This window comes from Ensifer sp. 2TAB8, assembly GCF_052115125.1.
In the GTDB taxonomy this organism is placed as follows: Bacteria; Pseudomonadota; Alphaproteobacteria; order Rhizobiales; family Rhizobiaceae; genus Ensifer.
Map to the genome: position 1 here is coordinate 1 of NZ_JBFRGB010000010.1, position 23,211 is coordinate 23,211.

General features: G+C 64.1%; 20 protein-coding genes and 1 riboswitch. Of the genes, 14 read left to right on the forward strand and 6 right to left on the reverse strand.

Annotated features, from left to right (window positions below; translation table 11 throughout):
• On the forward strand, window positions 1–147 hold a 147-nt coding region (locus AB4Z53_RS17425; RefSeq protein ID WP_441597008.1), incomplete at its 5' end, for an alpha/beta fold hydrolase.
• 68 nt (window positions 148–215) lie between these two features.
• Window positions 216–1,181 carry an MBL fold metallo-hydrolase gene (locus tag AB4Z53_RS17430; RefSeq protein WP_291162584.1) on the forward strand — a complete coding sequence of 322 codons (966 nt, stop codon included), beginning with the start codon at window positions 216–218 and terminating at the stop codon, window positions 1,179–1,181.
• 73 nt (window positions 1,182–1,254) lie between these two features.
• On the opposite strand, the gene AB4Z53_RS17435 is transcribed toward AB4Z53_RS17430, so the two are convergent.
• Both AB4Z53_RS17435 and AB4Z53_RS17440 read right to left on the reverse strand, forming a co-directional pair.
• Entirely contained in the window at window positions 1,255–2,367 is a 1,113-nt protein-coding gene (locus tag AB4Z53_RS17435; protein ID WP_441596754.1) for an NADH:flavin oxidoreductase, read from the reverse strand.
• A 1-nt stretch (window position 2,368) separates the two neighbouring features.
• Window positions 2,369–2,761: a RidA family protein gene (locus tag AB4Z53_RS17440; protein WP_113539257.1), complete on the reverse strand. Its 393-nt coding sequence runs from the start codon at window positions 2,759–2,761 to the stop codon at window positions 2,369–2,371.
• 141 nt (window positions 2,762–2,902) lie between these two features.
• Between AB4Z53_RS17440 and AB4Z53_RS17445 the strand changes: the two genes are divergently transcribed.
• Window positions 2,903–3,811 carry a LysR substrate-binding domain-containing protein gene (locus AB4Z53_RS17445; protein WP_441596757.1) on the forward strand — a complete coding sequence of 303 codons (909 nt, stop codon included), beginning with the start codon at window positions 2,903–2,905 and terminating at the stop codon, window positions 3,809–3,811.
• Between the two features lie 14 nt (window positions 3,812–3,825).
• Here the strand turns inward: AB4Z53_RS17445 and AB4Z53_RS17450 are convergent, their stop codons facing one another.
• The gene (locus AB4Z53_RS17450) at window positions 3,826–4,125 is read right to left on the reverse strand and encodes a hypothetical protein (RefSeq protein WP_291162576.1); all 300 of its coding nucleotides are present in this window, start codon (window positions 4,123–4,125) and stop codon (window positions 3,826–3,828) included.
• A 501-nt stretch (window positions 4,126–4,626) separates the two neighbouring features.
• On the opposite strand from AB4Z53_RS17450, the gene AB4Z53_RS17455 reads away from it, so the two are divergent.
• Together AB4Z53_RS17455 and AB4Z53_RS17460 are read left to right on the forward strand one after the other, a co-directional pair.
• A complete protein-coding gene (locus tag AB4Z53_RS17455) occupies window positions 4,627–6,402 on the forward strand; it encodes an SLC13 family permease (protein ID WP_441596758.1) in 1,776 nt (591 codons plus the stop codon).
• A 12-nt stretch (window positions 6,403–6,414) separates the two neighbouring features.
• Window positions 6,415–6,594 carry a hypothetical protein gene (locus AB4Z53_RS17460; protein WP_223727694.1) on the forward strand — a complete coding sequence of 60 codons (180 nt, stop codon included), beginning with the start codon at window positions 6,415–6,417 and terminating at the stop codon, window positions 6,592–6,594.
• Between the two features lie 176 nt (window positions 6,595–6,770).
• Here the strand turns inward: AB4Z53_RS17460 and aspT (AB4Z53_RS17465) are convergent, their stop codons facing one another.
• The 3 genes from aspT (AB4Z53_RS17465) to aspT (AB4Z53_RS17475) all read right to left on the reverse strand — a co-directional run bounded on the left by aspT (AB4Z53_RS17465) (window position 6,771) and on the right by aspT (AB4Z53_RS17475) (window position 12,118).
• Window positions 6,771–8,450, reverse strand: coding sequence for an aspartate-alanine antiporter (gene aspT / locus AB4Z53_RS17465; RefSeq protein ID WP_223727693.1), 1,680 nt, complete (start codon window positions 8,448–8,450; stop codon window positions 6,771–6,773).
• Window positions 8,451–8,718: 268 nt separating this feature from the next.
• Complete coding sequence (locus tag AB4Z53_RS17470) at window positions 8,719–10,371, reverse strand: bifunctional aspartate transaminase/aspartate 4-decarboxylase (protein WP_441596760.1); 1,653 nt, start codon at window positions 10,369–10,371, stop codon at window positions 8,719–8,721.
• Window positions 10,372–10,429: 58 nt separating this feature from the next.
• Window positions 10,430–12,118, reverse strand: coding sequence for an aspartate-alanine antiporter (aspT, locus tag AB4Z53_RS17475; RefSeq protein ID WP_223727692.1), 1,689 nt, complete (start codon window positions 12,116–12,118; stop codon window positions 10,430–10,432).
• Between the two features lie 454 nt (window positions 12,119–12,572).
• Window positions 12,573–12,788, forward strand: a riboswitch (cobalamin riboswitch).
• Between the two features lie 105 nt (window positions 12,789–12,893).
• On the opposite strand from aspT (AB4Z53_RS17475), the gene AB4Z53_RS17480 reads away from it, so the two are divergent.
• From AB4Z53_RS17480 to AB4Z53_RS17520, 9 genes are all read left to right on the forward strand, one after another.
• On the forward strand, window positions 12,894–13,307 hold the full coding sequence (locus AB4Z53_RS17480; protein WP_441596762.1) for a DUF1636 family protein: 414 nt from the start codon (window positions 12,894–12,896) through the stop codon (window positions 13,305–13,307).
• A 76-nt stretch (window positions 13,308–13,383) separates the two neighbouring features.
• Entirely contained in the window at window positions 13,384–14,190 is an 807-nt protein-coding gene (locus AB4Z53_RS17485; protein ID WP_113539265.1) for an ABC transporter ATP-binding protein, read from the forward strand.
• On the forward strand, window positions 14,187–15,140 hold the full coding sequence (locus AB4Z53_RS17490) for an ABC transporter substrate-binding protein (protein WP_441596764.1): 954 nt from the start codon (window positions 14,187–14,189) through the stop codon (window positions 15,138–15,140). The genes AB4Z53_RS17485 and AB4Z53_RS17490 overlap by 4 nt, the downstream gene beginning before the upstream one ends.
• 3 nt (window positions 15,141–15,143) lie before the next feature.
• Window positions 15,144–16,211 carry an iron ABC transporter permease gene (locus AB4Z53_RS17495; protein WP_113539267.1) on the forward strand — a complete coding sequence of 356 codons (1,068 nt, stop codon included), beginning with the start codon at window positions 15,144–15,146 and terminating at the stop codon, window positions 16,209–16,211.
• Window positions 16,212–16,352: 141 nt separating this feature from the next.
• Window positions 16,353–16,913: a DUF924 family protein gene (locus AB4Z53_RS17500; protein WP_113539268.1), complete on the forward strand. Its 561-nt coding sequence runs from the start codon at window positions 16,353–16,355 to the stop codon at window positions 16,911–16,913.
• A 126-nt stretch (window positions 16,914–17,039) separates the two neighbouring features.
• Window positions 17,040–19,838, forward strand: a complete 2,799-nt coding sequence (locus AB4Z53_RS17505) for a mechanosensitive ion channel domain-containing protein (RefSeq protein ID WP_441596767.1) — start codon at window positions 17,040–17,042, stop codon at window positions 19,836–19,838.
• 168 nt (window positions 19,839–20,006) lie between these two features.
• Window positions 20,007–20,285 (forward strand): hypothetical protein, encoded by a 279-nt coding sequence (locus tag AB4Z53_RS17510; protein ID WP_162768842.1) that lies wholly within the window; start codon window positions 20,007–20,009, stop codon window positions 20,283–20,285.
• 357 nt (window positions 20,286–20,642) lie between these two features.
• Complete coding sequence (locus tag AB4Z53_RS17515; RefSeq protein ID WP_441596769.1) at window positions 20,643–22,199, forward strand: caspase family protein; 1,557 nt, start codon at window positions 20,643–20,645, stop codon at window positions 22,197–22,199.
• 158 nt (window positions 22,200–22,357) lie between these two features.
• Complete coding sequence (locus AB4Z53_RS17520; protein ID WP_441596771.1) at window positions 22,358–23,119, forward strand: MBL fold metallo-hydrolase; 762 nt, start codon at window positions 22,358–22,360, stop codon at window positions 23,117–23,119.
• Window positions 23,120–23,211 lie beyond the last annotated feature (92 nt).

Genomic DNA, 23,211 nt, shown 5'->3' on the forward strand with positions numbered 1-23,211 from the left:
ATCGTGCCGATCGATGCGGCCGCTCGGGCTTCGAAGAAACTCGTCCCGCATGCCGAACTCAAGGTCTATGCCGGCGCGCCGCATGGCATCACCGACACGCACAAGGACCAGCTCAACGCCGACCTGCTCGCCTTCGCCAAGGCCTGACGCTTGTTCCCGGTGCCGCCGAAGGCGGTACCGGCCTTCCTCAAACGCTTAAGCCAAGGATCAGTGTCATGACCGTCTCCCGTTCTTCCAATGACGTTCTGCCCATCGACCGCCGTCAACTCATTGCCGGCTCCGGCGCGGTTGCCGCCTCCGCTCTCCTGCCGAAAAGCGCCTATGCCGCTGACATCCATCGCTTTCGGCACGGCAGTTTCGACATTTCCGTCGTCAGCGACGGCTTCATCATGCTGCCGGTGAACATTGTGTTGCCGGATGCAACGGCGGAAGAGCGGCCGGAAATCATGCGCCGGCTTGGCGGCACGCCCGAAAAGGCGCCGTTTCACACCAATATTCCGGTCATCCGCAGCGGCGGCGATCTGATCGTGGTCGACGACGGCTCGGGCAATCATTTCCAGGACAGCGCCGGCAAGCTTAACGCCAATCTGCTTGCGGCCGGCATCGACCCGAGTGCGGTGACGAAGGTGGTGCTGACGCATGCTCATCCCGACCATGCGGGCGGCACCGTCGGAGCCGATGGCAAGCTGAACTTTCCGAACGCGCAATACTTCGTCTCGGAGGCCGAATGGCAATTCTGGACCGATCCGAACTTCGAAAAGGTGATGCCGCAGGTGCTGCACGGTTTTGCCAAGGGCGCGCAGCGCGACCTGTTCGCGGTCAAGGACCGGCTGACCCTGGTGAAGCCCGGCGACGAAATCGTCAGTGGCATGCAGGTCCTCGACACGCGGGGCCATACGCCCGGCCATATCTCGCTCCAGCTTGCCGGCGGCGACGGCGCGGGACATGAGGGCCTGGTGATCACGGGCGATGCGGTCACCAGCAACATCGTCTTCTTCGAGCATCCCGACTGGCATTTCGGCTTCGACACGGATGCGGAGCTGGCTCTAACGAACCGCAAGGCCTTGATCGACCGAGCCGCATCGGAGCGGCTGGCGCTGCTCGGTTACCATTGGGCCTATCCGGGGATCGGGCGGGCAGAGCGCAACGGGGCGGCCTATCGCTTCGTGCCGGCTTTGTAATAACTCAGGTCGCCTGGCCTTTGGGGCAAGTGACGGACGCACCCCTCGGGAGGTGCGTCCGTCACTCTATTTTTCAGAGCGCGAGTTCGCTGTCCTTGATGTCGCTGATCGGTGCAAGGAACGGTAGTTCGAAGGGGCGCAAGCCGCTGCGTTCGGCAGTCAGCCGCGGCCAGTCGGGGTTGACGAGCGCTCCGCGGCCGAGCGCGATCATGTCGGCCCCGGCTTCCATCACCTCCTCGGCGCGGGCGAGGTCGTGCAGGCTGCCGTTGGCGATGAGGAAGAGGTGTGGTGCGTGGCGGTGGGCCAGCGCGACGAGCGAGGCGTCGCCATCCTCGAAGGCCGGCTGCCAGGCTTCGAACTCGGTCACGTGGACGAAGTCGGCTGGGCTGTCGGCGAGCGCCTGGAACACGCGCGCAGCACCCTGTTCCCGCTCCGCCCATTTGTGCCGGAAGTCGTTGACCTTGCCTTGGGAGAGGCGCAGGCCCAGCGGGACGTCGGGGCCGATCGCCGCGCGCACCACCCTCAGGACCTCGAGCGACAGGCCGAGACGCTCAACGATATCTCCACCCCAGCGATCAGTCCGACCGTTTGAGAAATCGGTGAAGAACTGGTCGAGCAGGTAACCGTTGGCGCCGTGGATTTCGATGCCGTCGAAGCCGGCGACGTCGATCGCAAGGCGAGCGGCATCGGCAAAGCCTTCGATCGCCGCGGCGATTTCGGCGTCGCTGATCTCGCGCGGTAGCGGATAGGGTCCGTCCCCGTGATAGCCGGTCATCTGGCTGCCCTTCGGGCGCACAGCGGAAGGGCCTACCGTCTCGGGCCTGTGCGGATTGCCCTGCGCCAACGCGCCGCCATGCATCAGCTGCGCGAAGATGCGCCCGCCTTCCGCGTGCACGGCATCGACGATCTGCCGCCAGGCTTCCGCCTGTTCCCGGTCCGTCAGGCCCGGCTGGTCCCGATAGGTCTGGGAATAGGCCTTGTCCGTGTAGATGCCTTCCGTGGTGATCAGGCTGAAGGCGCCGCGTGCAAAGCGCTGGTAGTAGCGCCGCATGCGTTCGCCGGGTACACCCGCCGCCGAGGCGCTGATGCGGGTCATCGGCGCGACCGACAGGCGGTTGGCGAAATCGAGCCCTTTGAGACGGGCACCGGTGAAGACCGGTGATGGAATGCTGAGGGGCGCGTTCATGTCAGCGCCCCGCGTCGAGCGCGATCGCTTCGATCTCGATCAGCGCGTCCGGCGAATAGAGCGAGGAAACCTCGATGATGCTGTCGGCCGGATAGGGCGCGGAGAACCACTTGCGGCGGAGTTCGATGATCTTTGCGAAATTCTCCATGGAGCGCAGGAAGATCGTGACCTTGACGATCTTGTCGAGACCAGAGTCTGCCGCCGTCAGCGCCCGGTCGAGGTTGCGGAAGGCCTGCTCGGCCTGACGGTCGAAGTCGCCGACACCGACGAGTTCGCCGTCGTCGCCGATCGCCGCCTGGCCGGAGACGAAGACGAAGCCATTGGCCTTGATCGCCTGGGAGAGCAGGAAGGGCGCATACGGATCCGGCTTGGTGACGACCTGTTCGAGAGACATGGGGTGTCCTTTCATGCTTGAGATTTTCTCAGCTCGGCGCTGTTGCCTTGGCTGTTGATCCCAATATGCTGGGGCGAGCATGGGCTGACAAAGAGTGATTTCTCAGCCGATGGATGAGTTGAATTCATCTATGAGGATGGAATGAGAAAGTTGCCGCCGCTTGGTGCACTCAGGGTTTTCGAAGCGGCCGCCCGCCGGCTGAGCTTCAAGAATGCGGCCGAGGAACTGAACGTCTCGGCGACTGCCGTCAGCCACCAGATCCGACAGTTGGAGGAAATGCTGGAGGTCAAGCTCTTCGAGCGCGAAACGCGGCAGGTGCATCTGACGGCGGCCGGCAAGGCGCTGTTTCCGGTGCTGCGCGATGGGCTCGATCGTTTCGAGCAGGCGATTGCCGATGTGCGCCGCCAGCAGACGGGCAAGGTGGCGCGGCTCACCTCCACCGTCGCCTTCGTTGCCAAGCGGCTGGCGCCGCTCGCAGGGTCGTTTCGTGAGGCCTATCCGGACTGGACCTTGCGGCTTGACGCCTCCAACAGGACGATCGACCTGGAGGCGGATGCGGACGCCGCGATCCGTTTCGGCGGCGGGCACTACCCGGGTCTCGTCACCGAGCCGTTGTTTGCCGATCGTTTTGCCCCGGTCTGCGCGCCGAGACTGGCGCCGGCAAGTGTGGCCGATCTCAAACGGGAAACGCTCATTCACTTCGACTGGGGGCCGTCACGCCGCAATGATCACCGCGCGCCCGTCTGGCGGCAATGGCTGGAGCGCGCCGGCGCGCTCGATGTCGATGCCAGCGCGCAGCTTTCCTTTACCGATGAGATCCACGCCGTCCAGGCGGCCGTTGCGGGGCAGGGCATCGCTCTCCTGAGCCTGACGCTGGTGGCGGACGAACTCGCATCGGGCATCCTCGTCCAGCCTTTCGACCTGACGCTCGAGAGCGACCGCTACGACCTCGTCTACAGCCCGCGCATGGCCGACCGGCCAGCGACCCGCGTGCTTCGCGATTGGGTGCACGCGCAGTTTGGCAGCGGCGATGGCCGCTCCCCTTCCTAGCGGGCCGGATTTGCTCAGTCGAAGTCGAAGAGGAAATCCGGCTGCCAGCGCCGACTGGTCAGGCGCAAGGACCGATCGGGCTCGATGATGTAGGTCTCGTAGACCTTTCGGCCATACTGGTCGATGAACTGGTGCGGCACGATGCTGCCGACGGGCGCCTTCTTCAGCTTGGTGCGCGGCTGGCCGCCATAGGTGATGCTGCCGGGGATGGGCTGGAGGTTCGGCGAATAGCCGTAGGTGAGGTTGGGGCCGGTCGTGGCGGTACAGCCGCTGAGAAGCAGAACGACCGAGAGAGCGGCAAGGGCATGTTTCATGTCGGCGATCCTCAGATGTGGCTGAGCCTGCCTGCGCGGCATCGAGCGTCAGGCGAAATTGCCTTGAACGGTCATTGCCGGCGAGGTCCAGCACATTCTTCTAAAGTGTAGCGCTTAAACGGAAGTTTCCAAGTTCCGCCGCGCGGCTTTTCGCAAGCAGTGCTTGCAGATGTTCACGTCTTCCCAGTCGTGAAAAGCTTGGTTGCGAGAATTGCAGTCGGCCTGTGAGCAACCCAACGTTCGGGTGCGTCCCGAACATTCGGCGGCCATATTCGGAACCGTCAAGTCACAGGGCGGCAGGGGCGGCCGCCTCACCGCCGGCGCGGCGGCGCGATTAATGCGCTTCGCACTCATACCCAGATTTGTCGCTGAGGCGAATTCCGATTTGCCGAAACATAGGTTACGTCTCTTGTGAACTTCTGCACGGATTGCGCGTTTCGCCCTTGCGGCAAGCGCTCGCTCTGTCCCGCCGCCAGTCCTTTTGCCGAACCCGGGTATTGCATGACCGCCGACCAGTCTCTCGCGTTTATCGTCATCGGCGCCATGATGGCCTTCTTCATCTGGGGGCGGTTTCGATACGACGTGATTGCCTGTTCTGCGCTGATGCTGGCGGTAGCCGTCGGCATCGTGCCCTACGACCATGCCTTTGATGGCTTCAGCGACGATATCGTCATCATCGTCGGCAGCGCGTTGATCGTCAGCGCAGGCGTTGCGCGCTCAGGTGTGGTGGATGCGGCGATCCAGCGGTTCCTGCCCAATATCTCGTCGGTCCGGGCGCAGCTTGCGCTGCTGGTCATTACCGTCACCGTGCTCTCCGCGTTCATCAAGAACATCGGGGCGCTGGCGATCATGCTGCCGGTCGCCTTCCAGTTTGCCCGCCGGTCGCATGTCCAGCCCTCCGTCTTCCTGATGCCGATGGCCTTCGGATCGCTGATCGGCGGGCTGATGACCCAGGTCGGCACCTCGCCGAACATCGTCGTTTCGCGCGTCCGCCAGGAGTTGACCGGCGAGAGCTTCACGATGTTCGACTTTACGCCCGTCGGAGCGACCCTGGCGCTGGTCGGCTGCATCTTCCTGCTCTTTGCCTACAAGCTCGTGCCGCAGCGGACCAGCCAGCAGGTGTCGCTGCAATCGGCGATCGAGATCACCGACTATACCTCCGAGGCCGTGGTTGCTGCCGGCTCCCCGGCGATCGGCAGGCCGCTCAGCAATCTGGTCAAGCTCGGCGACGGCGGTGCCGTCGTCATCGCCATCTTTCGCCGCGGTCTTCACCTGGCGCCGCTCCCCGACGTCACGCTTGAAGCCGAGGATGTGCTGCTGCTCGAAGGCGGGCCGGCTCCGCTCGATCGCATCGTCTCCCAGGCCAAGTTGAAGATTGCCGGCGACCGTGCTCCCCACGCCCGCGACAAGGCGGGATCCGAGATCGAAGCGGTGGAAGCGGTCGTCGGCAGCGGTTCGCCGCTGGACGGCATGTCGGCACAGCGCCTGGCGCTGTTCAACACTCACAACATCAACCTGCTTGCCGTCAGCCGGCAGGGCGAACGATTGAAGCAGCGCCTCGGCAGCATTCGTTTGCGCGCTGGCGACATCATCGTCTTGCAAGGCGCGCGGCACGAGTTGACGTCCTTCCTGCAGGACTTCGGCTGCCTTCCGCTGGCCCAGCGCGAAATCCTGCTCGGCACCACGCGCAAGGCACCGCTGCCGCTTCTCGTTCTCGCAGCTGCCATGGGCTCGACCGCCGTCGGCCTCGTTCCCGTGCCGATCGCCTTCTTTGCTGCGGCCCTTGCCATGGTGGTGCTGCGCATCATTCCGCTGCGCGACTTCTACCGCTCGGTCGACGGGCCAATCCTGGTGATGCTGGCGGCGCTGATCCCGGTCAGCGATTCCTTGCGCACGACCGGGGGCACGGAGGTCATCGCGCAATGGCTCGGCACGATTGCCGCCGGCCTGCCGCCCGCCGGCGCGCTGACGATAATCCTTCTGGCCGCCATGGCCGTAACGCCGTTTCTCAACAATGCCGCCACCGTGCTGGTCATGGCACCGATCGCCGCAAGCTTTGCCGGAGCGCTCGGCTACAAGCCGGAAGCCTTCCTGATGGCGGTCGCCATTGGCGCTGGCTGCGATTTCCTGACCCCGATCGGCCACCAGTGCAACACGCTGGTCATGGGGCCGGGCGGTTATCGCTTCAGCGACTATCCGCGCCTCGGCCTGCCGCTATCGCTGGTAATCGTCATCGTAAGCATACCCACGCTGATGCTGGTGTGGCCGCTGCGGTGACGGCCTGTCGAAATGAACGAACCGAATCTGCAGCCCGGAAGCTACATCATGGACGATCGCCAAAAGCTGGCCCTGAAAGCGCTGGCACTAGTGGTGAGACAATATCTCGAAGAGCGTCCTGACGGCCTGGTCGATAACTATGCGGTGTCGGCCGGGGAATACGCAATCGAGGCACTCACGGCCTTTGGTTAGATGGAGGTGTCGGAGTTCGGCGCGCGATTTGGGCGCTGGACCGATGCAGGACGCGCATTGTTGCGATGGCACGATAGTGCGGCCTTTGCCGCGGAGACCTTTCCTATGCCGCCGCTATCTCCATGACCGGTAATCGATACCGCTAGAAAGTCAGCGCCTTGCGCCACGCGCTCGCGCTACCCCAAAACCGTCACAAGCACGGCGCCCCAGAGTGCGAGCAGCACGTTGCCGATGGCGTAGCCGAGACCGTAGCCAAGCGTCGGGACCTTGCTTCCCGCCGCCTCCTGCACGGCGGCGAGCGCCGGTGCCGAAGTGCCGGCGCCGCAGCAGGTGCCGGCGAGCACGCCTTCGTTCATCCGGAAGACCCAGCGGCCGAGCGCGAGCGCGGCCAAGTGCGAAATCACGCAGATCAGCGCGCTGGCGATGACCAGTGCCGGGCCGGACTGGACGAGACCGGCGACGAAACTCGGGCCGGCCGAAATGCCGACACAGGCGATGAAGGCGCAGAGCCCGACGCTGTCGAAGAACCAGAGGGTTGCTTCCGGCACGAAGCCGAAGGTGCGCCGGACCGAGCGCAGCCAGCCGGCGACGAGACCCGCAATCAGCACGCCGACGGCAACGCCAAGCCCGATCTCCAGCGCACCGAGTTTCAGCGCGGGAATGCCGATCAGGCCACCGAGAAAGATGAAGACGCCGACAAAGACCATGTCGGTTGCCGTCGTCTCGCGGTCGGCATAGCCGAGCCGCGCGGCGGCATCCTCGACATGGCGGCGCGCGCCGGCGATCGACATGACGTCGCCGCGGCGCACCGTCAGCCCGGGAAAGATCGGGATCGGCTGGCCGGCGCGCAGGATACCGCGCAGGAAGACCGAGCGTGCCTCGGGCTGCTGCCTGAGTTGCCACAGGCGTTTGCCGGCCACTTCCTTGTTGGTGACGACCACATCGAGGGTCTCGACAGGGATATCGAGGAGCTCGCGGTCGTCGATCTCTGTGCCGATCCGGCTGGAATATTCGACCAGGAACCCGCGAAGACCTGCAACGGCTATGACGTCACCTGCCTGCAGGCGCTCCTTGCTCGTGGGTGTGATGATCTCGCGGCCCCTGCGGATCTGCTCGATATAGGCCTTCTGGTTTTCAGGAACCCTCGCTTCCGCTTCTGCAACCGTAAGGCCGACCAGGTTGTCTGCGACCTGGAAGGCACGCGCTTCGATCTCGCGGCGGGCGGTGTCGCCGTTGTTCTGCGGGGTGATGTTGAGTTCGGCTTCGAGTTCGGCGCAGGCCTCCTTCAGACTGCGGCCGAACATCCGCGGAGCCAACTGCGACTGCACGAGAATGGCGCTGACGACACCGACGAGGTAGGCGACGGCAAAACCGGTCGCCACGGCGGATTCGAACTGGTTGGCCGCTTCGGGCGTCGGTGCCGTCTTGCGGAAGGTGTCGATGGCGACGCCGACGGTCGCCGATTCCGTCGCTCCGCCTGCCAGCACGCCGGCTGCCGTTCCGAGATCGAATGCAAAGAGCATCGAGAGAATGATCGCGACGCCGAGGGCGACGACGCAGAGCGTCACCGTAACGGCGATCTGGGGCAGGGCATCGGCGTTGAGACTCTGGAAGAATTGCGGGCCGGTGCGGTAGCCGATGGCAAAGAGGAAAAGCAGAAAGAACGCCTGCTTTACATCGTTCGACAACACCGCGCCCGTCTGGCCGATCAGCACGCCCGCCAGCAGGCAGCCGGTGACGGCGCCGACGGTCACGCCGAAGATGGTGATCTTGCCGACGGCGTAGCCGATGCCGAGCGCGAGAAACAGGGCAAGCTCAGGATGCGCTCTGAGTATGCCGAACAGATGATCGATCACGCCGCTTTACTCCCAACTCCAGCCGAAGGGGCGCCTTCAGCCTGACAATGCGCTGCTTGCTCGCCGGCGGGAAACCGCCGGAAAATCTGGGGTGGCTGGACAACAGGACGTCTGCTCACGCCCTTCTGCATGTTCCCCGTGATCGTGGCCGATTGATAGGCGAAAACATGCAGCAATTCAAAGTGCTACAGCGACCTCCGCGCGTCCAGGAAGACGCGCGGTGCGGTAGGGGGAAGCGGCCGGCATGTTTGCCGGCCGCTTCGATCAGCTAGCTGATCTTCAGGCCCTTGGCTGCCTGGTAGGTCTGGACGTAACCGCGCGCCACCGAGCGCACGGCGCGGCCGATCTGCGAATAGGCGTCGTCATTGAGGTTGGCGAAGGAGACGCGTGCCGACCAGCTCGGCGCATCGAAACCCGAGCCGTTGAGGAGCACGATGCCGTGGTCCTCGGCAAGCCGGAAGGGAATGTCGAGCGGGTGGATGTTGTCCTTCACCCAGGTGACGACATCCTCGCCGACATATTTGCGCAGCCAGAACTCGAAGTCGATGATGCCGTAATAGTGGTCGAAATAGATGCCCGGATTGGACTCGACCCCCATGCCCTCGATCAGGTTCCAGAAGCGCTTGGTGCAGATGGCGATGCAGGCCTTCTGGTAAGCCTTCTCGACGTCCATCAGCTCGACCAGGCCGAAGAGTGTCATCATCACCTGCTGGGGCAGCGACAGGCCGGCGGTGTGGTTCAGCGCTACGTCGCGGCTGTCGGCGACGATGCGGTCGATGAACTTCACCTCGCGCGGCTTCGGCGTCATCGCCTTGTAGCGTTTTTCAAGGAGCTTCTGGATCGGTTCGGCGTGGGCCTTGATCTTCTCGTCGAAGATGTTGTCCTCGGCGACGGCAATGACGCCGAGGCGCCAGCCGGTGCAACCGAAGTACTTCGAATAGGAGTAGACGCCGATCGTGTTGCGCGGCAGATGCCCAAGCAACGACTGGAAGCCCGGAACGAAGGTGCCGTAGACGTCGTCCGTCAGCACGATCAGGTCGGGGCGCTTCTTGTTGACGAGGTCGACAAGGCGCTTGATCGAATCCGGATCCATCGCCACGGCGGACGGGTTGCCGGGGTTGACCAGGAACAACGCCTTCACCTTGGGGTTCTCCAGCGCCTTGATGTCTTCGTCGGTGAACTGGAAGCGGTCCTCCTGCTCGGCGCTGACGTTGATAGTCTTGAGATCGTAGTCCTCCAGTTCCGGCATTTCGAGATAGGGCGTGAAGATCGGCGTTCCGAGCGCGATCGTGTCGCCGGCGTTAAGCAGGCGGGCGTTCTTCAGTGCCTTGAAGATGTAGCACATGGCGGCGGTGCCGCCTTCGACCGGGTAAAGGTCGAACTTTGCCTTCGGTCGGTGGCCGGCGCACATTGCCCACATCAGGTATTCGTGGGTGATGATCTCGTTGTGGTGCAGCGCCCGATCGGGAACCGGATAGTTGTCGCCGATGATCGAGTCCGTGAGCTCGTGCACGAAGGCGTCCGCATCGAAGCGGAAGGTGGTGATGGCGTAGTTGACGGCCTCGGAAAGCGTCTTTGCCGGCGGAATACCCTCATCCTCTTCATCCCAGTCGGCCGTGCTCTGCAGTTGCTTCTTCGTCCACTTCTCAAACCGCGCGTGGGCGCCGTCCTTCGGCGGCATGCCGGCCACACCGGCCTTCGGGTCGTAATAGGCGCGCTTGGCTTCCGTCAGCGCAAACTGGCCGAGCAGGAAGAAGGCTTCGCGAGCGCGTGTCGCCGTCCAGTTCGGGTTGCCGCGGCCGGCATTGAGGAAAGCCTTGGCGGATTTCTGTGAGCTCGACTTGGCGAGCTTGATCAGTTCGTCCTTGATTTCGAACGGGCTGAGATCGGAAAGGCTATCGTAGAAATTTCTGTCCAACATGGTCCACACTCCCTGTGATCTATGCATTTTGAACGATGGTCGGCTTCGCCCGCTCGCCTCAGGCGAGCATGATGACGATGACGAGGCCGAAGATGGTCAGCAGCGTGTTTCCGATGGCGTAGGGCATGCCGTAGCCGAGCGCCGGCACCTTGCTCTTGGCCGCCTCCTGGATCATGCCGAGCGCTGCCGTCGTCGTTCGCACACCGGCGCAGGCGCCAAACAGGATCGCCGGGTGGAACTTGAAGACATAGTGGCCGAGGAGCACCGAGGCGATCATCGGGATCGACGTGGCGACCACGCCCCAGATGAACAGCGAAATGCCGACCTCCTGCAGGCCCGCGACAAAGCCCGGGCCGGCGCCGATCCCGACGACGGCGATGAAGATGTTGAGGCCGAGCGTGTTCATCAGCCACAGCGCCGGTGACGGGATGCGGCCGAAGGCGGGGTAGGTGGTGCGCAGCCAGCCGAGCACGAGGCCTGCGAGAAGCGCGCCGCCGGAGGTGGAAAGGCCGATCGGGATGCCGCCGATCGTAATCGTGAGCGCCCCGATCATTGCGCCGACGAAGAGACCCCAGCCAAGGAAGGCAATGTCGGTCGTCTCGACGGGCCTGTCGGCAAAGCCTAGCGCCTTGATCGCCGCTTCGACGTGTCTCTTGGCGCCGCCGATGGTGACGATGTCGCCGCGCTCGACGGTGGTGCCGGGCAGCACCGGGATCTCGACCAGCGAGCGGATGATCTTGCGGGCATAGACGCCGCGCGCCCAATCCATCGTGCTGACATCGGCGAGCGTCTTGCCGGCAAGCGCCTTGCTGGTGACGTAGACGTCGACCACTTCGGCTTCCGCGTTCAAGAGCTCCTTGTCCTCGACCTCGATGAGCTTGCTGTCGAGGTTTTCGACGAGCACGGCACGCCGGCCCGAAAAGGCAACGACGTCACCTGGCTGCAGCACGGTGTTGCCGTCGGCTTCGATGATCTGGTCGCCGCGACGCAGACGTTCGACAAAGACACGGATGCCGGGAAGAATGTCCTTGACCGGCTTGCCGGTCAGCCCGCTTGCCTGATCGACGCGGTAGGCGCGAAGGCCGAAATCGTGATAGGCGCGGGTGATGCCGGGTTCGCTGCTCTCGGTGCCGCCGCCAAGCTTGGCCTCATATTCCCGGCACGCCGCCGGAAGGTCGATACCGAGAAGCTTTGGCCCAAGCTGGGCGAGGATGATGGCCGAGCCGATCGTGCCCCAGATATAGGTCACCGCATAGGCGATCGGGATCTGGTCGGCAAAGGCCTTGGCCTGCTCGGCCGGCAGCCCGAGGGAGTTGATCTGATCCGTCGCGACGCCGATTGCAGCCGAGATCGTCTGCGATCCCGCATACATGCCGGCGCCATAGCCGAGCGGAAGCCCGGCGATCAGCGCGCAGAGATAGGGAACGATGAGGCACAGCACCAGGACAGACAGCGCGAAGGCGATCTGCTTTGGTCCGTCGGTGCTGAGGCCGCGCACGAACTGGGGTCCGACGCCGTAGCCGACGGCGAAGAGGAAGATCAGGAACAGGGTGGATTTCAGGTCACCGGAAACCTGGATGCCCAGCTGCCCGATGAGAACACCGGCAAGAAGCGTTGCGGTGACGTTTCCGAGATTGAATCCCGCGACCTTGATCGGCCCGATCAGGAAGCCGATGCCGAGTGCCAGGAAGACGGCCACGGGCGGGTATGTCCGAAGTGTGTCGACGAAGAAATCGATGGGATTCACTACTTTTCCCTTCAGAAAGTTGAGTTGCCATCACTTCATTTCGGGATTGCGCCATTTCTGTACTGCGCGGCGAAGTTGAGTTTATTGGTGCGTTACCGATGCCCAATCTTAGCTTTGCCGATTGTCGCTTCGGCCGATGATTTTCTCAACAGACATGGGGTTACGTGAGCGTAACGTACGTTAAGATTGCCGGCATTTGCGCATGGCGCTGGCGCTTTTTGTGGGCGCGCCGGCACCAGTCGGAAAGCATCGGGCCGGGTGGTCGGCCGATCGGCGTGCGCAGGGCGGATCGGGGGGGGCGCCGGGCAGCGCCGCCGCGGCAAATTTCGCCGGCTACTCAACTTTGGCATTGCAATACGTTATGTTATTGTATAACAAATCCTGCATGACGAAACGCCGCATGTTGATAGGTCCGTAGCGCATGCCCCTAGCAGTTGTTTCATCGGCCGATTCATGCGAGGAAGAGCGTGATGGTGCTGCGTCCGCGGAAATGCGGAAGCGGCTGAAAAGGGAACACGGAACGGACGACCCAAATGGGGCCGAAACCGTGGCTGCCCCCGCAACTGTGAGCGGAAAGCGCATTCACACCATGTCACTGGTCTAAGACCGGGAAGACGTGGATGCGCCGCGACCCGCGAGCCAGGAGACCTGCCATCGAACCGATCAACCACAACGGACGGGGTGTTCCGATGGAAAAGAACTGGCTTTCGCGCGACGGTCATCCGTCATCCTGCCGCTTCGCCATCTCCTGCCGTCACTCCGGCGGAGAGAGAAAATGGCTGAGCCGAATTCCCGACAGCACAAGATAACGGTTTGCACCGATTGCCGTTTTACCCGCGGTCCCTGCCTGCCGGGCGCCGAGCTGATAAAGCGTCTCAACCGCAGCATCGCCGCGCTCGGCGAGCCGCTCGATCGTGATTTCTCGATCGCCGGCACCGTCTGCATGGCGGCTTGCACGCGACCCTGCACCATTGCCTTCCAGGCGACGGGCAAGGCGACCTATCTCTTCGGTGATATCTCGCCGGAAGAGGATATCGACGACCTCGTCCGCTTCGCCGCCACCTATGCCGAACGCGGCGACGGCATGACGCGTGCCGCCGAGCGTCCGCGCGGCCTCAAGACAAAGACGCTCGCTCGCATTCCGGCGGCAGTGCTCGTCTCCGAAGACATCGGAGGACGGTTCCAATGAGCGCGACACGCAAAGGGTGGCGACGACCTCTGGTGCGCGGGCAGAAATGCGCCGCGGCGCGGGGAGGGACGCGGTCATGACCTGTTCAGCGACGGGAGCTGCCCTCAAGGTGGAAGGCCTTTGCTGGGGGCCCCGTGCGGGCCTGACCCTGGTCGAAGACATGGATTTCTCGATCGAAGCGGGCAGCCGCCTTGCGATCCTCGGGCCGAACGGCGCTGGCAAGACCTCGCTTCTGCGCTGCCTCTACCGGGCGGTGCAGCCGAATGCCGGCCGAATCGAGATCGACGGCGTCGACCTCTGGTCGATCTCGGCGCGCGAGGCGGCGAAGACGATTGCCGTCGTGCTGCAGGAAATGCCCGGCGACTTTCCCTTCAGCGTGCGTGACGTGGTGATGATGGGACGCATCCCGCGGCGAGAGGGGCTCAACGGCTGGACGGAGACGGACCGCGAGCGCGTGCAGCATGCGCTCTCTCATCTCGATCTTTCCCACCTCGCCGGCCGCCAGTTCGCAACACTTTCGGGCGGCGAAAAGCAGCGGGTGCTGATTGCCCGGGCACTCGCCCAGGAGCCGCGCATCATCATCCTCGACGAGCCGACCAACCATCTCGACATCCGTCACCAGCTCGAAATCCTCGAGCTCTTGCAGACGCTGAAGCTGACGATCGTTTCGACGCTGCACGACATCAATCTCGCCGCCGAATTCGCGACCGATGTCGCAATCGTGACCGCGGGGCGGCTGACGGCCTTCGGAACTCCCGATGCGGTGCTGAACCCGCGCGCGCTTTCCACCGCCTTCGGCGTCACTGCCACCGCCCACGGCACCGCCGTTGCCGGCAGCGCCCGTTTCTCCTTTTCGCTTCCTCGACAGGGATCCATTTCATGAAGATCAATATTGCCTCCTCTACCTTGCTGTTTCTCATTGCCGCCGCCACGCCGGCGCTCGCCTATCCGGTGACCGTCAAGAGCTGCAACCGCGAGGTGACCTTCGACGCAGCGCCGAAACGGGCGATCGCCAACGACGTCAACCTGGTGGAGATGATGCTGGCGCTGAAACTGCAGGCCCACATGGTCGGCTATACCGGCGTTTCCGGCTGGAAGACGCTCGATGAAAAACTGCGCGAAGGTGTGAAGGAACTGCCGGAGCTTGCGGAGAAATATCCGACCAAGGAAGTGCTCTTGAATGCCGACGCCGATTTCTTCTTCGCCGGCTGGAACTACGGCATGAAGGTCGGTGGCGAAGTGACGCCCGAGACATTGGCGCCCTTCAAGATCGGCGTCTACGAACTCACCGAATCCTGCATCCACGTCATGGCCAGGGAGAAGCCCTCGATGGACGACATGTTCGTCGATCTCCTCAATCTCGGCCGCATCTTCGGCGTCGAGGATCGGGCCGAAGCGCTGGTCGCGGGTTATCGCAGCCAGCTCGCCGAGATCACCAAGGCCAATGCCGGCAACGCCAAGCCGACCCGCGTCTTCGTCTATGATTCCGGCGAGGAGAAGCCCTTCACGTCGGGTCGCTTCGGCATTCCGACCGCGATGATCGAGGCTGCCGGCGGCGCCAACATCATGGACGATGTCGACAAGAGCTGGGTGGAAGTCTCCTGGGAGCCGGTGATCGAGCGGAACCCGGAGGTGGTGATGATCGTCAACTACGGCGAGGTGAAAGCCGAGGACAAGATCGCTTTCATGAAGAGCAACCCGGCCTTCACCAATGTCGACGCGGTGAAGAACGACCGTTTCGTCGTGCTCGATTATGTCGAGGCGACGCCCGGACCGCGCAACATCGACGCCATCGCCCGGCTTTCGAAGGCATTTCACGGGCAGGGCCTGTAACCGATGCTGGCTGAGGATACGTCGGCTGCTCCCGTTGCCGTTTCGCGGGTTTCCCCGGCGCGGGCGCTCCGCGGCGGGGTCGGGTTGTTCGCGGCTGTGCTGCTGCTGCTTCTCACCGTGACCGCCGGCGTGTCGCTCGGCTCGGCGCCGATCCCCGTGACCACCGTCTGGTCGATCGTTGCCGGAAAGCTTGTGCCCGGCAGTGTCGAGGCCTTCTGGTCGGCCGGGCGCGAAAGCATCGTCTGGGACGTGCGCCTGCCGCGGGTGATGCTGGCGGGGCTTGTCGGCGCCGGCCTGGCGCTGACCGGCGCCGTGTTGCAATCGGTGACGCGCAATCCGCTTGCCGATCCGCATCTGCTCGGCGTCTCCTCCGGCGGGGCGCTCGGGGCGATTGTCGCGCTGTTGCATACCGGAATGATCCTCGGCCTTCTCACGGTGCCGCTCTTTGCCTTTGGCGGCGCGTTGCTTGCCACCGTGCTGGTCGCCTTCGTTTCCCGCGCGCTCGGCACCAGTGCCGATCGCCTGGTCCTTGCCGGCGTCGCCGTTGCCTTCGTGCTGACCTCGGTCGGCAATCTCATGATCTTCCTCGGCGATCCACGGGCGACGCACACGGTGATCTTCTGGATGCTCGGCGGCCTGGGCCTCGCGCAATGGCCGCATCTCGTCTACCCGGCGCTGGTGCTCTTCGTTTCGCTCGGCTGGCTGGTCGTGCGCTCGCGTGAGATCAACGCGCTTGCCATGGGCGACGAGACGGCAACGACGCTCGGTATTCCCGTACGCCGTTTCCGGCTGACGCTCTTCGTCGTCACCGCGCTCCTGACCGGGGTGATGGTGGCCTTTTCAGGCGCAATCGGCTTCGTCGGGCTGATGGTGCCGCATTTCGTGCGGCTCTTTGCCGGCAGCGACAATGTCCGGGTCATTCCGCTCTCGGCCTTCTTCGGCGCCTTGACGTTGATCCTCGCCGACCTCGTCGCTCGGGTGATCATGGCGCCCGAGGATATGCCGATCGGCGTCGTCACCGGCATTGTCGGCGGCATCGCCTTTGTTGCCATCCTCACGCGGCGCGCGTAAGGCGTGCATCGGCGTTGGTCATGCATGGACACTGGTCATGCATGGACATGGGCCGTTGCGCGCCTATGTCTTAGCGCATGCATGGCTGCCGTTCCGGTTCGACAAGGGCAGGGCCGGCAGCAGAGCGGCATGAGGGAAAAAATGACGAGAGAAGTTGAAATCTGCACGCCGGAAGACGTTTTGAACTTCTGGTTCGGCGAGCTCACCTATGACGACTGGTTCACCGTCAGCCACGAACTGGACGACGCCTGCATTCGCCGCTTCCAGGCGTCGCACCTGGGGCTGGCCCGCGGGGTCGGCGAGATCTGGCGCGCGACGCCGGAGAACCGGCTGGCGGCGATCATCCTGCTCGACCAGCTGCCGCGCAACATGTATCGCGGTACGCCGCTGGCCTTCGCGACCGATTGTCTGGCGCTGCACGAGGCCAAGCTCGCCGTCGGCAACGGCGCCGACATGGCGATCAAGCCGGAAGCGCGCGCCTTTGTCTATCTGCCCTTCGAGCATTCGGAAAATCTGACCGACCAGACCATGTCGGTGAAGCTTTTCACCGAGCTTGGCGATGCCGAATATCTCGACTACGCCATCCGCCACCGCGAGGTGATCGAGGAATTCGGCCGCTTCCCGCATCGAAATGCCTTGCTGGCTCGCGTCTCGACAGACGCCGAGCTTGCCTATCTGGCAAGGCCGGGTGCCGGATTCTGACGAAAAATCCGACGCTGGAGCGCAATTGACGGCGGGTTTTGCATCTTTCCGCCGTCTTTCGTATTCACATCGCATTGGGATGGCCACTGACGCGATTCCGCTCCACGGTCTCAACCTGCAAGGACTATGAAATTGCGTTCTGTCGGAAAACTGCCTGCCATTCTCATCTGCCTGCTGGGGCTGGTCGCTGCCGGTCCGGTTGCAGCGCAGAAGGCGGCGCAGCCGGCACAAGGTACCGCCCAGGGCACAACGCAGTCCGGCCAGAAGTCGACGCAACCGGCCCAGTCGGCGCAGACCGCATCGGAGCCGGCTGCTGGCAAGGCGACGACACCGACCGAGGATAACGCCCAGCCAGGTGCAAACGACGCGACGCCGGATGTGGCCGCGCCGGCCGCGACGACCGCGGAACCGGCCCAGACCGCGCCTGCTCCCGCGCAGAGCGCAGCGCAGGACGATGGCGCAGCTCCCGGCCAGAGCCAGGCGACCGAACAGCTTGCCAAGGCTGGCGACGAGCTGAAGCGGCTGACGGACCTCGTATCAAAGGCGAAGGACGATGACACCGCGCTTGCCGAACTGAAGGTGCAGGTCGATGCACTCTTCAAGCAGATCATCGGCGTGTCGGTCTCGACCCGTCCGCGCCTCGACGAGATCAAGGCGCGGCTTACCGAACTTGGCGACCCGCCGGCCGAAGGGCAGCCCGCGGAGGCCGATATCGTGTCCGCCGAGCGCAAGCGCCTCGTGGCGGAGCGCGGTGCCATCAACGCGCTGACCGGTGAGGCCGAGGGCCTGTCGGTACAGGCGACCAAGCTCTCCAACGCCATTACCGCGACAAGGCGCGCGCTGTTTTCCAACACGCTCCTGAAGAACACTGAAGTCTCGACCGGCATGTTCGACGACGCGCTGACGGCGACGGCGGACGAAACCCGCGTGCTCTCGCGTAGTGTCGGGAGCTGGCTGAGCTTTGCCTGGAACTACAAGCGCGTGCCGCTCCTGACGGCGCTGTTCCTGTCGCTCCTGGCGGCGCTCGTGTTCCTTTCGGGCAGCCGCAGGCTGTTCCGACCCTGGATCGAGCATGACATTACCGATGAGGAGCCGAGCTACTTCCGCCGCCTGTCGGTCGCCTTCTGGTCCACGCTGATCCCGACGATCGCCTCGGCCGCCTTCGCAATCTCGAGCTTCCTGTTCCTGCGTGGCTTCAACGTGCTGCGCTCCGACATCGCACCGATCATTGCCATTACGCTCGGTGTGGCGGTGGTGGTGTTCTTCGTCACCAGGCTCGCCCAGGCGGTGTTATCGCCGCGCGATGCGCGCTGGCGGCTCGTCAGGGTTTCCGATCGCGGCGCCAGGATGCTGATGATCGCGATCTTCGCCATGGCGCTGGTCAACGGTCTCGATTACCTGTTCGGCGGCGTGAGCGAGGCGCTCGGCTCGCCGGTGGTCCTCACCGTCGTCAAGAGCTACATCGCCTCCATCGTCATCGGCCTCATCATCATGGCGTCGGCCTGGATCAAGCCGACACTTCGGAAAGACGAGTCCTTCGATGGGCATGGCCACGCCTGGCCGCGGGTCGTGTCCTTCGCGCTGCTTGCGACCGGCGCCTTGCTGATCATTGCCGCCGTGTCCGGCTATGTCGGTCTCGCGCGCTTCATCGCCACGCAGATCATCATCACCGGCGCGATCGTGGTGACGATGTATATCGGCATTCTGACCGGCCGGGCGGTGGCAAAGCAGGGCGCCTTTGCCGAAACGGCGGCCGGGCGCTATCTCGAGCGGCGCTTCAATCTGGAACAGGTGGGGCTCGACCAGATCGGTCTTGCCGCGGGTCTCAGCATCTACGCGCTGGTCGTGATGGTCTTCATTCCGCTGATCCTCTTGCAGTGGGGCTTCCAGGTCGCCGACATCGAGTCCTGGGCCTACCGGATGGTGACCGAGATCAAGATCGGCTCGATCACCATTTCACTGGTCGGCATTCTCGCAGGCGTCCTGTTCTTTGCGCTCGGCTATGTCGTCACCCGCTTCGTGCAGCGCTGGATCGACGGCAACATCATGGCGCGCAGCCGGGTCGATGCCGGCGTGCGCAACTCCATCCGCACCGGCATCGGCTATACCGGCGTCGGCCTTGCGGGCCTCATCGGCCTCTCGGCGGCGGGCATCGATCTCTCGAACCTCGCGCTCGTCGCCGGTGCCCTCTCGCTCGGCGTCGGTTTCGGCCTTCAGAACATCGTCTCGAACTTCGTCTCGGGGCTGATCCTGCTCGTCGAGCGGCCGTTCAAGGTGGGCGACTGGATCGTCAGCGGCACGACCGAAGGCTTCGTCAAGCGCATCTCGGTGCGCGCGACCGAGATCGAGACCTTCCAGCACCAGTCGATCATGATGCCGAACTCGCTGCTGATCAACGCCTCGGTCGGCAACTGGACGCACCGCAACAAGCTCGGCCGCTCCGAAATCGCTGTCACCGTGACCTATGCCAGCGAGCCGCGTCGGATCATGGAGCTTTTGTCCGAGATCGCCGCCGCCCATCCGATGGTGCTGAAGAACCCGTCGCCGAGCGTCGGCTTCACTGCGTTTGGCGACGATCGCATGACCTTCGAACTCCGCATCTACGTGGCCGACGTGCTGACCGGTGGTGGCGTGCGCAACGACCTGCGCGTGTCGATCTACGAGCGCTTCCGCGATGAAGGCATCGGCGAGCCGTTCCCGGTGAAGATCGAGGACGTGCCGGTAGAGGACCAGACGGGCATCGAGAGCCACGAGCCGGAGAAGGTTGGCGAGCCCAAGGGCGCGACCCCTGCCGAGGACAGGGTTTCGGCCAAGACGACCGCGCCAGGCAAAGCGACGGCTTCGGCAGCGCCGCTGGACGAGGAGCGCGTGGAGGAAGGCAGCGCCCGGCGCGCCGCCAGCCGGCGTTCCAACCCAAACCGCTGATAAACGGAGCATTCACGGCCTATTCAGCCAGCCCAAGATAAAAAGCATGCAATTCTTTCGGTGACCGACTACGCTTGTCACCGGCTGAAGAGGTGGCCGGCGCAGCGTCGCGAAACCGACGGGGCGGCCGGCTCGGCAAGAGGGCGGCGCGTCGGGCGCCGATGGGCGATGAAGAAATCTGTGATTGCTTTGCTTTCCGGCGTGCTGATGGCCTACGTGCCGACGGCGGGTGCTGCCAGTGCCGCGACCGTCACGAACAAGGACAGCGAGACCGCCGTCCTGGTCGTCGTCGAGGGCGAAAGCCGCATGGAAGTGGCCATCGCATCCGGAGCAACGGAAATGATTTGCCCGAGCGGGTGTTTCGTGACGGCGCCAAGCGGTGACCGCATCGGCCTGCAGGGCGACGAGAATGTCGACATCGTCAACGGCAATGTCGTCGTGAAGTAACCTTCCCATTTCGCCGCAACGGTGCGACCGTCTCGCGCCGTTGCCGGGCGACAATCCCGACATTCTTTCCCAGATCCATGCGTTCAATGCGCAGGTAAGCGCTGCTGACGGCAGGTCACGCCCCTTGCTGATAAGCGTGTCGGCGCGCGGATCTTCCACATGGCCGGGCTGCGAGATTGATGCCTAATCCCAAATGATCAGCGAATGAAACTCTGGTCTCGCTCGTTATGACAATGAACCAGGCGTGGGGTCTGGTGGGCGCCGTCCTTGCATTGACAGGACCCATTGCAGGTAGCACGCTTGGTCGTTGGGGCTGACGCGCATCGTCGCGAACATCAGCGAATTGCCGGGGGAGCCATGCCATTCCTTCGCATCGCCGTGTCCATTCTGCTGGTCCTTTGCGCCTCGCAGGCGCTGGCCGAGAAGCGCGTTGCGCTGGTCATCGGCAATTCCGCCTATCAGCATGTGGCCGCCTTGCCCAATCCCGGCAACGATGCCCACGACATGGCAGCCAAGCTGGAAGGGCTCGGCTTCGAGGTGGTGACCGGCGCGGATCTCGACCTTGCCGGCGTGCGGCGGGTGCTGCGCGATTTTGTCGACCGGCTCGACGGCGCCGATCTGGCGCTGTTCTTCTATGCCGGGCACGGTCTGCAGGTGAACGGCGAGAATTATCTCGCGCCCGTCGATGCCACGCTCGCTTCCTCTGTCGACCTCGAATTCGAGGCGGTGCCGATGAACCTGATCCTGTCGGCGATGGAGAGAAGCACGCGGGTCAATGTCGTGCTGCTTGACGCCTGCCGCGACAATCCTCTGGCGGTCAATCTCGCCCGCTCGATGGGCACGCGCTCGGCCTCGGTCGGGCGCGGTCTTGCCAAGGTCGGCACCGGCATCGGCACGCTGATTGCCTTTTCCACCCAGCCCGGCAATGTCGCGCTCGACGGCTCAGGGCGAAACTCGCCGTTCACATCGGCACTCCTGAAACATCTTGGCCAGCCGGGGCGCGACATCACGCGCGAGCTGATCGATGTGCGCCGCGACGTGCTGGCGGCAACCGGCGGCAAGCAGGTTCCCTGGGACAACTCCTCGCTGACCGGCGAGGTGGTGCTGAAACCCGCCAATGACGGCAAGCCGGCACCGGCGGAGGCGCCCGTGACGAGGCAGGCCGCCGAGCTTGCCTATTGGGAAACGATCAAGGATGCGACGGATCGCGACCTCTTCGACGCCTATCTGCAGCAGTATCCCGATGGTGCCTTCGCTTCGCTCGCCAAGGCCAAGATCAAGATCATCGAGCGGGCTTCAGTGCCTTCATCCGAAGGCGTGAACGACGGATCGGGTGGCCAGGCCGTGGCGGCCATCGATCCGGTGCTGGCTGCGCCCAATGCCGATGACAGGACATTGGCCCGTTCAGTACAGATTGAGCTCAACCGGCTCGGCTGTCGCGCCGGCAGCGAGGATGGCGTCTGGGGTGCCGGCAGTCGCAGGGCGCTCGAAGCTTTCGGCAAATTCGGCAAGGTCGACCTTGCGACGCTCGAGCCTTCCTTCGACGTGCTCGATCGCCTGAAGTCGGAGAAGGCGCGGATTTGCCCGCTTGCCTGCGGCCGGAACGAAGAGGCAAAAGACGGTCGCTGCGTCACGATCCGGCGCGAGGCGAAGCTGCCGCAACCGGGCGAGACGCAAGGCACGATCAAGGCACCGCAGAAAAACGCCGGCACCCGCGCGATCAGCCCGCCGCCCGAACTACAGAAGAAGAGCTTTGCCAGTTGCCCTGAAAATGCTGACGTCGCCTTCCGGCAGATGTTTGCCCGCGGCTCCGGCCGCGGCCGGACGACGATCACCGCCACCCATTCCTGCGGCCGCGCCTTTGCCTGCCATCGGGTGGCAAGGGGCCAGCCGTGGGATTGTGGCTGGCGGTGAGGGGCGGCGCATGCTGCCGCGTTCAAACAGGGGCGGGCGTGACGGGGCGATGGCGTTTCTCAACCCCCGCGCGTCATTTCGGGGCTTGATTTCGCTGCCGCATGCGCAAGGATCGCCGCGACAGTCAATGTCCGGTTTCCGGCAGAGGAGGACTCCCCATGAAACTCCAGCTTATCCGCAACGCCACGCTCAAGCTCGACTATGCCGGTCACACGGTGCTGATCGATCCTTTTCTCGGGCCGAAGGACAGCCTGCCGTCCTTTGCCGGGCGTGCGCCCAATCCGCTGGTCGAGCTGCCGTTCGATACCGATACGATTCTCGCCGGCGTCGAGCTCGTCATCATCTCGCATCTGCACGAAGACCACTTCGATGACACCGCCAAGCATCGCGTGCCGAAGGGGCTGCCGATCTTCTGTCAGCCGGGCGACGAGGAGGCGATCCGCGGCGCCGGCTTTCGCGACGTGACGCCACTCCTCGGCAAGGCGCAGTGGCAGGGCCTGAAGCTCACCCGACGCGACGGCAGCCACGGCCTTGGTCCTGTCGTTCAGGACATGGGGCCGGTCATGGGCTTCAGCCTTGAGGCCAAGGGCGAGCCGACGGTCTACTGGGCCGGCGACACGGTACTCTATCCGGCCGTCGAAAAGACCATCCACGACACGAAGCCGGATGTGATCGTCACCCACTCCTGCGGCGCGCGCTGGGACGGCGCCCTGATCGTGATGGATGCGGCGCAGACGATCGCGGTCTGCGAGGCCTCCAAAAAGAGCGTCGTGGTTGCCACTCACATGGAGGCGCTCGACCATGCGACGGTCAGCCGAGGCGACCTGCGCGCCGCTGCCAGCGCCCACGGCATCGCCTTGACCAGGCTGCTCATTCCGGATGATGGCGACGTGTTGACCTTGATGCCGCCTGTGGTCTAGGGCGCCGACAGACCGCAGAAGGGCAAGCTGTCACGCGGCACGGCTGCCGGGGGTGCTCCTTGCCCGGCAGTGGTCTTCATCGGCTCCGGCTT